The sequence below is a fragment of the Sphingobacterium sp. UBA6320 genome, from assembly GCF_002440335.1.
GTDB lineage: Bacteria > Bacteroidota > Bacteroidia > Sphingobacteriales > Sphingobacteriaceae > Sphingobacterium.
This window is the reverse complement of the sequence record NZ_DJTA01000008.1, coordinates 27198-41391: the sequence shown is the minus strand read 5'-3', so window position 1 is coordinate 41391 and position 14194 is coordinate 27198. Positions and strand designations below refer to the sequence as shown.

Sequence of the window (14194 nt, the reverse complement as noted above, 5' to 3'; positions counted from 1 at the left end):
ATTTAAAAAACTATAATATGATGAAAAAAAACATAATCAACTATCAATTGCTTTTCTTGTTTTCTTTTTTTTGCACCTTAGGGTACTGCCAAGACAAAAACTTTCATATCTACCTCTGTTTCGGCCAGTCCAATATGGAGGGCCATAGTAAATTTGAAGATCAGGACACCGTCACGAATAAACGTTTCTATGCTCTACAAGCTGTAGACTGTCCAGATCTTGATCGTAAAAAAGGCGAATGGTATCTCGCAAAGTCCCCAATTACCCGTTGCAATACAGGATTGACACCTGCCGATTATTTTGGCAAAACACTTGTTGAAAATTTACCAGATAGCATCCGTATAGGCGTCATCAATGTATCCGTTGGAGGCTGCCATATTCAGTTATTTAATCAAGACAGTTTATCCAATTATGTAGCTAAAGCACCAGAATGGATGAAAGGCATGCTAGCAGCATATGATAACAACCCCTATGCAAGATTAGTAGAAATGGCCAAGATTGCCATAAAAACGGGTGTAATCAAAGGAATTTTACTACACCAAGGTGAGTCCAATACGGGAGATCAAGATTGGCCAAATAAAGTAAACAAAGTCTATCAAAATTTATTGAAAGATCTTGCTTTAAAAAGTGAAGAAACACCGCTATTAGCTGGAGAATTATTAGCTGCAGAGCAGGGAGGTAAATGTGCAAGTATGAATGCCATCATTCAAACGTTACCTCAAACCATTCGCAACGCCCACATTGTATCTTCAAAAGATTGTGAAGGCATACCCGATGGCCTGCATTTTAGCGCTGCTGGATACCGAAAACTGGGTACAAACTATGCTAAAGTTATCCTACAACTGAATAATTGAACGAATCTCGATTTTTCCTATCCATAAGACGGTCCATCCCATTCTACAGAATAGATAGCGTCCGATTCTTCAACTATACGCACGATTGAAAGCTACTTCAATAAAAAAAGCTCATTAAAGAAATTAATATCAATCATTTCTTTAATAAGCTTTTTTTGAGATACAATAAGACTACTTCCCTAAGTTATTGGTATAGGCAGAAGTGCTATAAAGTCCGATCATAGATCCTGTAAATCCACCTGCAACGTCCGTAGAAAGAATATCACCCGATACCGTTCCGCCCAGATTCTCATAAGCATCTCCATGGATAGTATATGAAAATTTATATTGATCACCTACAGCACTGACACGGAGATTAATTTTACCCAATTTACTGATTTTTTGCTTAGCGACCACTTTGCTAACACCATTTTCAGTACGTTCTAGTAGCAGATAATGATCATTACCTGACTTAGTCAAGCCAAATACATAGTTAAACTTTTCACTTTGCAAACAAGTAATACCAGCAAGATCTTGTTCAGATTTAGGTACATAATCCATGGTTACCTCTGCCGTAAATGCAATATGTTGTTGTCTATAGAATAAAGAAGAGATCGGTTTTCTCTCTTTAATATCCACATGAAAAGGTTTAATGGCCAATCCATTATTTTCATGCACGATAAACTTCTCACGCGGTCCACGCAACGCAATCCATCGATCATCTAATTTCTTCCCATTCAATTTATCACTGTAAGTAAAATTTCCAGTTGGAAAGTACGTGGATTGATCCTTACTTTTTTTAACTCCTTTGGGTGCACGTACCAAAGCATTTAGCGGTTCCATCCCCCCCTCAAAAACAGGCCATTCTCCAGACCAATCAACAGGTAATACAAAGGTTTCTCTACCCGTGTTGACACGAGACTGCTCATTAGGCCTCACCGCTAAGAAGACACCATACCATTCACCATTAGGGGTCTGAACCAGATCCGCATGACCTGCCCAATCTACCTTATTTTGTCGATCAGCAGCGAGATGGCGCTGCGACAGAATAGGATTCTTTTTTGCAGGAGTATAAGGTCCCATCGGATGATCACTTGAAAAAATAACTTCACTGTGATTGCCCCCGGTTCCCCCTTCTGCACACATCAGATAGTACTTTCCATTTTTCTTGTAAATATGTGGCGCTTCGATCCAGATCGGTTTTTTGGACAGATCTACCCCTCCATCAACAATAATCTTACTGGAGCCAGCTACTACTTGGTCTTTCTCCACATCATATTCCCAAATTTTAATGACCCGATGCCCGGTATACAATTCTTTTCCTGGGTCAGGAGCATCATTATGGACTACATAAGCCTTTCCATTGTCATCAAAAAACAAAGCAGGATCAATTCCCTCAAATTGTAATTTAATCGGATCAGACCAATTATTTTGTTTAGGATCTTTCGTTTTGACAACCATATTACCGATTCCCGAAGCAAATTGCGTCGTGATCATGTAAAAAGTATCATTATTGGGGTTGTACATAATATCTGGAGCATAGACACCCTCGCTGATACCAGCGACGCCTACTTGGAGTTGAGACTCTCGATTGAGCACATGCCCGATCTGTTTCCAGTTGACCATATCCTTTGAATGAAAAATAGGTACACCAGGGAACATCACAAACGATGACGCGACCAGATAATAATCATCTCCCTTTCGCGTGATACTCGGATCTGGATAACAGCCCTGCAATATCGTATTGTAAAACTTTCCTGGGACAAGCGGGTTTTCACTGTACACCCGATCGTTGCCCGTGTATTTAAAATTACTGTAGACAGGCTGTCCCGCGTTCCTTACATGGTCCTTATCGGACTTTACCACCGGACTCGATGACATCAAAACAAAAGCAACGAGACCCGACAGTAATCCTAGTTTTTTATTTTTTAACTGCTGCATTATCTGTATTTTATTTTTTTAAATCTTAATCTTAACCTATTTTTTTCTAAATATAATCCTAATCTTCCGCACAGGCTAGCAGTGCATTTGACTGGATAAGTACGCAGATATGGAGTTCTGATCAATTATGATGTTTCATATCCAATTTTATTTTTTTCAAATCTTCCAGTTCATGCACTGGCCTTTCCAAAACATAAGGAATAGGTTTTTTGGAAAAAGTTTGGAAATAAAGAAGGCAGGCATCTTTCCACCATACCGCATCCCTAGATTGAATCTTCAATTTCGATTGTACCTCAACAAATCGCTGCTGGTCAACTTGCCCCTCCAATCTATCCCAAGCCTGTTGCATGGTACGTACCTGTTGCACCCCAGCATCATATTTGTAACACAATTCATCCCACATGGAACGTCCACTTTTCATGGTATAGCTCCATGGCACATGGTGAAACCAAAGTAAATACTGATCTGGACATAATTGGATATCTCCAAAAACCTCTTGAATAGGTGGACGGTACTGAGATATAGCATTACTGCCATTAGAAGTGCGATCAAATCCCAACCCTACAGTATCTGCATTATGATAATACCAAGGCATCCAGTCTGGACGACCTCCTTCCTGATCACCCCAAGGTTCAGGACCATAGTGATGGTCAAAGGCAAATATATGATGTAGCCCCAAAGGCATCATATAGTTAACCACCGTTTCTCGCGAACCCATCATCATTTTCTTCACAGGGTCAATAAACTTTTTATCCGTCGAAAAAGTCATGCTAATCCATTCCTCGGCAATTTGTTCAGAAGATAGCTCATGATTCCAAGCCAGCCTTCCGAACGCAAACCAATTTGCCTGCCCAAAGTGGTGACCTGTCCAATTACGATCTTCACCAATATTAGCCACTGCAGCAATCGCTGTTTTCCGTGCTGGTCTTAATGTACCATCTGTCAATTTTGCGACTGTACTCCCCTTTCCATCGGCATAAGTATCACTATCCAGTGTCTCTTTGAATAGTGGTGCTAGATAGGCTAAGTGGTTCGCAAACCCCAGATATTCTTGAGTGATCTGGAATTCGACCATCTCATTACTTTTCCGAAGTGCACCGAAGAGTGGATTAAAGGGTTCACGAGGCTGAAAATCGATCGGCCCATTTTTGATTTGAATGATCACATTATCTCTGAATGCACCATCGAGAGGTACAAATTCTTGATAGGCCTGTTTGGCTCGATCTTCAGAAGAAGGATTATAAACAAAAGCTCTCCACATAATCACACCATGGTATGCTTTTACGGCATCTGCAAGCATATTTGCCCCATCAGCGTGCGTACGCCCATAGTCTTGGGGCCCTGGCTGCCCTTCAGAATTAGCTTTCACCAAAAAGCCACCAAAGTCAGGAATTACCTGATAAATCTCTTTCACCTTATTCTTCCACCATAAAATGACCTCAGGATTAAGCGGATCTGAGTCTTTCGTACCCCCTAATATTTTTGGAGAAGAAAAGTTAACAGACAGATAAACTTTGATGCCATATCTTCTAAAGATATCAGCCAGACCTTTTAATTTAATCAAATATTCCGAACTCAAAATTTGAGGAGAAGCATTTACATTATTAATAACTACAGCATTGATACCAATAGAAGCATTAGCTCGTGCATACTCCTCATATCGAGGAGATATGACATCTGGCAATTCGTCCCATTTCCACAACGAATATCCTGCATAACCACGTTCAACGGTGCGATCCAGATTATCCCAATGATTAAGAATCCGGATATCAAATGAGGGTATTTCTTCTACATTTAAATTGGAAACAGGTTGATTGGTAGCCTGAAGCTGCAACAAATGATAAGCCGCATATAACAGCCCTACAGGCTCAGGTGCAACCACTTTTATCCGATTTAAATTGCCCGTTATTTTAAATCCATCTTTTAAATACGTTAATTTTCGATCCACCGCTAATTCAATAGACTGTTTCCCCCAAAAGTTAACTAATTCTTGCTTTGCTAATAGAACAATCGGATCCTTCGAATGAACGCTGATCGAACGATTATTAGCAACATCTTTAGAAACAGAAACATATCGAAGCCAAAGCTTACTTCCATCCTCTGCGCGAACAATAGAGTAAGGAAAAATAAAGAGTAAAAGCAATATAATGACTTTCATCATAGTTGTAAGTATCGTATTTATAATGAGATATCTCAGTTAGAGTTTAGTTAAGTAAGTAGGTCAGCAGAATCATTGTTAAAAAAAACAATTTTGATCTTATTGTCCTTCAATAGTCTTGATCAGCCCATGTTCATCATACTCTAGTTCCACTACTTTCATACTTCGTAACCATGTTTTACCACCCGATGGAACACAGTCATGATGAAATAAATACCATTTACCCTTAAACTTTAAAATACTATGATGCGTCGTCCAACCTACAACTGGTGTCAAAATAACGCCTTGATAAGTAAAAGGACCATATGGATTGTCCCCGATAGCATAACACAATAAATGCGTATCGCCGGTAGAGTATGAAAAATAATATTTATCGCCATATTTATGCATCCAAGAAGCCTCAAAAAAACGACGATCCAGATCACCTTGCTTGAGCGGGTTACCCTCTTGATCTACAATAAGAACATCCTTTGGTTCCTCCCCAAACTGCAACATATCATCCGACAATTTGGCTATTTTTGGACATAGAGCTGATTCATGCCAATGAGGCAAATCCATTGGATAATTGATTTTATTGTCCCTATAATATTGTAATTGTCCACCCCATATACCTCCAAAGTAAATATAATGCGTTCCATCATCATCTTCGAAAGCACAGGGATCAATACTGTAACTACCCAAAATCGGGTGCTCTTGTGGGATAAAAGGACCATATGGCGTCTTACTTACGGCTACACCTAACCTAAAAATATCGGTCTTATCCTTTAAAGAGAAATAAAGATAATACTGACCATTTTTGTGTGCTACATCCGAATCCCACAGCTGTCTACCACCCCATGGAATATCGCCCACTTCCAATACTTTGCCATGATCCACGACCTCTCCATCGATATCATCCATGGAGAAAACATGGTAATCCCTCATATTAAAATGATCACCATTATCATTTTCTAAAATTCCGCTTTCCCAATCATGAGAAGGATAAATATAAATTTTATCCTCAAAAACATGAGCCGACGGATCTGCCATAAAATCATGTGGCGCTAAATATCTTCCCTTATTCATTCAGTATATGTTTATTTTTGTTTTGCTAATTCAACGATATCCTTTATAAAAGCTTTAGGCTTATATTGACGATCAAATAACAAAGGATAATCCGTACGCCCAGGAATAGGCCATCCATTTTTCCATGAGTCACCGTCACCGACCCCCCATACTGTCACGCGCGTTATTTTGTCATCATGTTTGAGATATAGTCCAAAAAATTCCTCATAACGATTTGCCAAAGCAGCAGAAATTGCCGTAGGCAAACTATCCACATAAGGATTTAATTCATTTTTATATTGATATGTTTCACTGATCTCTGCACCCATGTGCGGTCGAGCATGAGGAAGTACCGAGATATCCATTTCGGTCACCATTACTTTTGTACCCAAGCTTGCAAAGTCAATGATTGTCTTTTCAACTTCAGCTATAGCAGGATTATCTAAGCCATGATGTTCTTGCATCCCAATGGCATCAACCCGACCTCCCGAGTCTAACACGTTTTTCACCAGCTTGACGATCCCATCTCTTTTAGCAGGAATTGCTGTAGAATAGTCATTATAATACAACTCCGCATTGGGATCTGCCTCTTGAGCAAATTGAAAAGCAAGCCTGATAAAGTCTTCACCTATGATTTCATAAAACTTACTTTTACGCAATTCACCGTTATCCAAAACGGCTTCATTCACAACATCCCAACCGTGAATACGCCCTTTATATCGACCAACAACCGTATGTATATGATTGCGCATTCTTTCAATCAAGACCTCGCGCGAAACCTGTTTCCCGTTCTTATCCACAAAAAACCAATTGGGTGCTTGTGAATGCCAAATAAGGGTATGTCCAGTAATATGCATAGCATTTTTTTCTCCAAATTCAACAAAACGATCTGAATCTTTAAAGTTAAACTCACCTTCGCGCGGTTGCATATACATGCTTTTCATACAATTCTCGGCAACGATCGCACTAAATTGTTCTTTAACAACAGCAAGAGCAGCATTATTGCGTCCCCATATCTGATCCAGATTTAACGCCGTACCGATATAAAATTTACCCTTAAAAGCGTTCTTAAGTACGACTTGGTTATTATAAGTACTGTCAACCTGCATCTGCTGTGATTTAGTTGAACTACATGCTAAACTTAATGTAGCCATGCCCGTTAACAAAAATATCTTTGCTATCTTCATTTTTAATGATTTAATTCTTATGTCTAGATTCTATTTCATGATTTATTTTGTCAATAACAGCATCATCCAATTCATATTTGGAGATGATAAACATGGCGCCTATTAATAAAATGGCAGGGATAATTGCCACCAGCCAAAGGATACCTTGCTCGGCATATGCAGATTGCGACACGGTATTATCTTTGTCAAAACCGACATAAGCTAATACAAGTCCCGGTACAACACCACCTAAAGCCATTCCCGCTTTATAGAAAATACCCGTTAAGGCATTCACGATGCCAGATATGCGTTTTCCAGTCGCGTGTTCACCGTAGGAGATCACCTCCGGAACCAATGCCCACATATATCCGGTCGCAACGATTACTCCCGTAGATTTGATAAATTGTGCCACTAACACCAACCACACCTGTGTCTTTAGCGCTGGGACAACTGAAATACTATACAACATGACCATTCCTAATACTGCAATAGTTAAAAACACATAAAACATGCGTTTTTTACCGATCGCACGTTTAATAGCAGGTACAAGAGGCATAAAAATAAAAGCCGGAATAGACCCCAATGCCATAAAATAGGGAAGCATTTCTGGAGCTTGAACATTATAAATCATATAATATGACCCTGCTGAATTACCTATTGCCATCATGGCAAATGCCGTGATAAAGAAAAAAGCTAACACCCGCAACGGTCCATTATGCTTAAATTCAGTCCATAAATCAGAAACTTTTACATTCTCGGTCTCTTTTTCATCCATAACAACACGCTCCTGAGTTTGCGTATAACAGAATATCAGTAAAAACAAACCAACAATAGCATAGATCGTCATCGTAATAAACCACGCTTCAGCAGATTCCTGCGAATTAATCTTTCCATCAGGAGAAAAATATTGCACCATGATCGGTACCCCATAACCAACAGCCAGTCCCCCCATATTCGCCATAAACATACGCGTTGAAGTAAGCTTGGTAACCTCATCTGTGTCACGAGTCAAGGAGGCATTTAATGCACCATACGGAACATTAATTAAAGTATAAATCATCGATAGACCAACATAGGTGATATAGGCATAGACCAATGAACCTGAAAATCCATTCCAAAAACAGAGAATAGCCAGACCGGTCAAAGGAATCCCGCCCAAGATTAAATAGGATCGGTATTTACCCATTCTTGGATTTCTCTTATCTACAAAAGCGCCCACAATGGGATCCCAGATCACGTCAACGATCCGCACGACTAAAAACATAATTCCTGCCGCAGCAGCAGATATACCAAATACATTGGTATAAAAAATAAGCAGATACATCGACACAGTCTGATAGATGAGGTTTTGCGCCAAATCACCAGATCCAAACCCTATTCGTTGCAATTGCGAAAGCTTATAGAAACCTTTTTGTTCGCCTATCGTTTGCGTTTTCATTTTCATTTATATAGTGTAAATAATTGGTCGTTATTGATTATCATAATGGTATAGTATAATTCCTATTTCAACATGATTGATGCACAATCATGTTGAATAGAATTGATTTATTATCGGTCAAGAGTTCGCTATTACCATTGTAAAATTACTAGTACGACGATTTAGCACCTGATACATATGTCTTATTAACAGATAAAAATGTTTAAATAACAACAAAAAACTGCTGATCATCTCGGTTTATTACATAATAAACCACTTGCTGTTCTTATTTAAGAAAAAAATATAAATTTAGGATGATAGTTGTGATGGTCTTTTATTGAGGTAAGATCTGAAAAGGTTATACAGATGAACATATGACGAAGATAAGGGCACTATTGCTTTTCGTGAAATACCCAGTGATCAAAATTGAACAGTTCACGACCTGCTGTAATATTTTGTCCTTTAAATACAAAATATACATCACGAATCCCTAAAGCAGATTGCGATAGAGGAGCATGAAAGGTTTGCCATGTATTCCATCCGCCCGTACGGGGAACTTGGACAGCAGCCACTTGAGTACCAGCCACGCTATCCAAACGTACTTCTAAAATTCCACCATCGAGCCCTGCCGCCAAACGAGCTGAAAATGATTCAGCACCACCATCGCCAAAATCTACCGCTCGAACCTTGATATATCCACCCGTGCGGATCTGAGTGACATATACACCAGTCTCTTCATTTTCTGCTGTCGTACATTTTTCGGACCAGGCCATCATCTCGGCTTCATTTTTTTTGTATGGATCGACAGTACCTACAGGGTTTACACCCTCCTTACTTATGGCAATATTAGGAATACTGCCATCTTTGTTATAGTTGAATGCTTCCACAGCCGTAGATCGACCATAACTTCCACCACCAGGCAATAAACCCGTATGATAAAATAAATAGGAGTTGCCTTTAAAGTCAATGACTCCTCCGTGATTGGTAAAACTATTTGTAGGCTGTCCCGTCATGATCTTTCCTTGATATTGCCAAGGCCCTACAGGTGTACTGCTCGTAGAATAAGACAAACATTCGACACCCTTTGTCATTCCGGCGTACATCAAATAGTATTTTTTGTTTCGTTTATAAAACCATGGTCCCTCCACAAACACATCCTCATACTCCTCTCCCTTTTTTAAAGCCTCATCACTTCTTCCCGGTTTTCGGAGTCCACCAAAAGATGCAACAGATTGCGGAACCTCTGTGATATCTCCGGCGTACGAAATCATCTCCTTATTGAGCTTGACATAATAAAGATGGGCATTGCCCCAATAAAGATAAGCCTGACCGTCATCATCGACATAAGCAGTAGGATCAATATTAGACCAGCTTCCAGTGGTAATCAACGGCTTGCCCAATGCATCTTTAAAAGGCCCAGTTGGACTATCGGAAACCGCAACACCAATAGCCATATCATTATTTATTGTCTGTGCACAGATATACCAGTAAAATTTACCATCCCGCTCCACACATTGTGCTGCCCAACCACGATCCCGTGCCCAACTAAAAGACTCTAGCGAAATCGGAACACCATGATCAGTCCAATTGACCATATCAGCAGAGGAGTACACTCTCCATTTAGTCATATAATAAAAGTCATATCCCGGTAGATCATCTCCCGTATACACGTACACCCTATCCTGATAAATCATAGGAGCAGGATCGGGTGTAAAATGAGTTTGAATAATTGGATTCTGAGCATATAAAGCTGTACTCACACAAGAAGCTAAAATGCCCAATACAATTTTTGTTTTCTTCATGATTAAAAGATTATTAAGTGTTTTTTACAAAAAATACGATTGAGAAATTCAAAAATGTATTCAAATGTTAGGGACTAATATGGAAATAATCAAAATCAACAAATCCACCGACAGTTTTGGTCGCATAATAAAATAAGCCAAATCGATATCCCATAAAATGCGGTATCGTATAGGACATTTTAAACTGCGGACCTATTGGAACCCACTCTTTTCCATTAAGGCTATAGAAAAAAGTAGCCATATCCTTTTTGTTGGTAAAATCACAGTTGGCTTTTAAATAAACTTTCTTTTGGTGTAAAGGAATATGGGCCACCTCTTCTTCCGCTCCCGTCATCGCATTGACCATCACTAAAAAATGTTTTCCTCCGTCCATACGGACACCGACCAAACCATAGTTTTTCTGCAATAAAGATAAACCTGCAAAATCCCCGTCCTTCATATTAGCAATATCTATAGCTGTAGATCCTGTGCATGTTGGACCAAAGGTGCGCTGTGTCAATGTGTTTCTAGCCTGTAAAAATTGTTGATCTACTCGCCCAGTCTTCAACCTCAAATGTCCCTTTCTAGCACTTACGGACCAAAGATCCGCCACAGGATTATGGTTCCACTGCCACACCAGTGGTAAAGCAGGTTCTCCACCTTTACGATCAAAATCATCCGAGTTAACCAGATGAGGAATCAATCCTTTACTAGAAGGAAGATCCAGCACATCCGGGACTTGACCATCAATACCCAATACCGGCCAGTCATCGATCCATTGGACAGGTACTAAATACGGGATGCGCCCAACGGCACCATAATCCTGAAAGAGATAAGCATACCACTTACCATTTGGTTGATCAATCAATCCACCTTGTGCTACCCCTTTATCTTGCAACACCACACGTCCTTCATATGGTCCATGAAGTTGATCAGCACGGTGCACGATCACCGACCGCATTCCGCCCGGAGGCCAGGAAATATTAAATAGATAATATTTTCCATTCACTTTAAACAATTGGGAGCCTTCAGCAGGAAGCCCCCCTTGTTTGCCTAGTGGTGTGGTTGGTAAAGTGGCATTTTCAATCAAGACACGTTGAGTCTCCGGCTTCACTCCCGAAAGATCAGGCAGCAATTCAATGATATTGATTTGACCGCCCCCCCATACCATATAAATCTGATCTCCTTCAAAAAATAAACTATGATCGTGCAAAGCAGGCTTAAACTCTGTGCGCTTCCAAGGTCCCTTCTCGATATTTTGAGTGGAATAGATATACGTCTTACCCGTTGTTTGTGCAAATGTACTGACGTAGTAGGTCCCATTATGATAGCGTAAGCTACTTGCCCATGATCCCCGACCGTATGTATTTTTCCCATCATCGAGATTCAGTTCGTCCATATCCGCCAGAGCATTATGCCCGTATCCGATCATTTCCCAATTCACTAAATCTTTCGACTTCATCAGCGGTAAACCGGGGTTCATGTGCATGGTCGTACTGCTCATGTAGTAAGTCTCACCTACTCGTATCATGGAGAGATCCGGTACATCGGAAAAAATAATAGGATTACGCGCCTGATGATCGATCTGTTGTCCATAAATTGGATTTATGAATAACACCCAGACCCAGACCACATGACATACTATGCGCATACCTTTAAAATGAACTTTCATAACGCTGATCTATTTTTTGAAATTGATTTATAGATTTATTCAGATGTAAATATGACCTTGTAAATCTTGGATACTCCTTTGTAATTAAATACGACGCTGCTTGTCCCCGAAGCAGAGTCCGCCTGTGTAATCGTCACTTTGACATCAGGATGATCTGCAGATGCCGTCACGACAGGTGCAGTTGATGCTTGCGAAGAAATTTTGCTTTTGATCTCATACTGATCATAATCAACAATGCCATTCGCATTGGTCGATCGAACAGGTACAGCCGGTATTTCCAGTGCTTTGCCATTGACAGCGATACGCACTTGAGGCACGATTGGGCGATCAATTTTATGTTTCTTCGAACTAAAGCCCAGACCGATCAAATCATAGAGTATTTCATGATCTTCACCCTCTGCCACCAAGTATATCGCATGCTTTTTATCAAGATGATCAACAAATTTAGATACATCGATTTTAAACTGTGTAGTCTCAAATTTCGACTGAGCAGGCACCACGATTTCGCCTATTTTTTTACCATTCCATACCGCATTATCATAAGGACCATCCAACCATACATTAACTTTAAATGATTTTTTAGATTTTGGAGTTAGAAATAGGTTAAACATCGTATGGTTACCTTCTTTTGTACCTTGAAAAGCTTTCAAACCAAATTGATCCTTTTTAAGCCCCCCAAAACCAAAATATTTAAAACCAGTAATATTCCCGTTTTGCAGATTGGTCACAGGCATATGATTGTCCCATATATCCCATGAATCCTGCATCGTGCTGATATCCGAAAGATAGGCTGCATATCCTGCTGAATAATATTGATAAGGATCAAGCCCAAAGATATGAAAGCCCTCAGAGGTTACTTCTGCTCCTTTATATTCTTTACCTTGGCTGTCCTTCACAGTCACCATTTTATTTTCTCCATAAGGATCAAAAGCTCTAATTCTTACAGATCCCCCTTGAGCAACCGATTTCTCGTCCCAATCTATAATAACTGGAGCCACGACCGCTTGACGCGCAAATCCAAATCCTCTTGGCGGTCTATGATAAAAAACATACCATTGTCCATTAATTTCTTCAAGACTTCCATGCGTATTATGCCCCGCATTACTCGTCACAATAGCCGTTCCATCTAAATTTAATACAGGTCCCCGCGAATCGACCAGTACCCCGCCACTCTTCCATGGTCCTAACGGCGAATCACCGATCAGATAACGTAATGTCGAATTAGAGCTGTTCACTCCATACTCAGGTCCTGAGTACCCACTATACACCGATACAAATTTATTCCCAACTTTACGTATCGAAGATGCTTCGAAGAAGTTGAAAGAACCTAGATCTTCCCCGGGTAAGATATGAGCATAAGTTGTCCCCTTAGGATCGCGCAGTACACCATAACTTGCACTTGCAGGAATAAAACGATCAATAATTTTTCTGCCAGGTCTTACCGAATACATCGTATTTTGGTCCAACTCAGCGGCTAAAGAACGCTGAAATCCCCAATAGGCATATGCTCTAAAACCAATCTGAAAATCAGGATCCTTTGGATCTGTAATCTGCTCAACAAATATTGCAGGATCAAATCCAATAACACTTCCAGGTAGCGTACGCTTGCCGTCTTCCGTCATGTTGATCGGTATAAAAGGACCATCAGGACGACTAGCTTTGGCGACCATGGCTTCACGGTTTTCACCCCTACTGTGCGGATACAAATAGTATTCTTTACGCCCATCCTTTCTCTTCACCTCCACTAGATCTGGAGCATACATCACATCCCACTGTCCATCGATCTCGTAAGTAAATATCGGACCATCATCTCTCCAGCTTGACAAGTCGTCTACAGGTGCAGACCACATCCGAATATCAGGACCACAATAACTATCAAACCTCAGGTCATGCGATCCAATAATATATGCACGATATTTCCCCGGATGATCCGGATCTTCAAAAACGCGAGGCTCTCCATCTGGTAAATGTTCCCAAAGCGGTAAGTAAGGATTGCCGGCAGCTTGGTGAACAAACTTTTGTATTTTATTGCTTTTCAACGATTGTTGTTGTGCCATCACAGCGGGCGCCGATAGCATCAGCATACCTGCACATAATAAAAAAGCAGTCTTTTTTTTAAACATATAGTTAATTTTATTCATATTTTTTTTATGTTATCATATCAAATACATCCAACAGCAGC

General features: G+C 40.1%; 9 protein-coding genes. 1 reads left to right on the top strand and 8 read right to left on the bottom strand.

The features are described 5' to 3' along the window. Window positions 1-17: 17 nt before the first annotated feature. Window positions 18-854: a sialate O-acetylesterase gene (locus B3P23_RS04130; RefSeq protein WP_293924675.1), complete on the top strand. Its 837-nt coding sequence runs from the start codon at window positions 18-20 to the stop codon at window positions 852-854. 171 nt (window positions 855-1025) lie between these two features. Here B3P23_RS04130 and B3P23_RS04125 read toward each other — a convergent pair whose 3' ends face one another. From B3P23_RS04125 to B3P23_RS04090, 8 genes are all read right to left on the bottom strand, one after another. After that, window positions 1026-2774: a glycoside hydrolase family 43 protein gene (locus B3P23_RS04125; RefSeq protein WP_293924673.1), complete on the bottom strand. Its 1749-nt coding sequence runs from the start codon at window positions 2772-2774 to the stop codon at window positions 1026-1028. A gap of 121 nt (window positions 2775-2895) precedes the next feature. Beyond that, entirely contained in the window at window positions 2896-4935 is a 2040-nt protein-coding gene (locus B3P23_RS04120) for an alpha-glucuronidase (RefSeq protein ID WP_293924671.1), read from the bottom strand. 96 nt (window positions 4936-5031) lie between these two features. Then, window positions 5032-5997: a glycoside hydrolase family 43 protein gene (locus tag B3P23_RS04115; protein ID WP_045752658.1), complete on the bottom strand. Its 966-nt coding sequence runs from the start codon at window positions 5995-5997 to the stop codon at window positions 5032-5034. 11 nt (window positions 5998-6008) lie between these two features. Further along, window positions 6009-7163, bottom strand: a complete 1155-nt coding sequence (locus B3P23_RS04110; RefSeq protein ID WP_248754072.1) for an endo-1,4-beta-xylanase — start codon at window positions 7161-7163, stop codon at window positions 6009-6011. Window positions 7164-7173: 10 nt separating this feature from the next. Further along, entirely contained in the window at window positions 7174-8580 is a 1407-nt protein-coding gene (locus B3P23_RS04105) for an MFS transporter (protein ID WP_248754073.1), read from the bottom strand. Between the two features lie 371 nt (window positions 8581-8951). Further along, on the bottom strand, window positions 8952-10361 hold the full coding sequence (locus B3P23_RS04100; protein WP_293924666.1) for a glycoside hydrolase family 43 protein: 1410 nt from the start codon (window positions 10359-10361) through the stop codon (window positions 8952-8954). A gap of 67 nt (window positions 10362-10428) precedes the next feature. Then, entirely contained in the window at window positions 10429-12012 is a 1584-nt protein-coding gene (locus B3P23_RS04095; RefSeq protein WP_293924665.1) for a glycoside hydrolase 43 family protein, read from the bottom strand. Window positions 12013-12047: 35 nt separating this feature from the next. Beyond that, entirely contained in the window at window positions 12048-14153 is a 2106-nt protein-coding gene (locus tag B3P23_RS04090) for a hypothetical protein (protein ID WP_293924664.1), read from the bottom strand. Window positions 14154-14194: the final 41 nt, after the last annotated feature.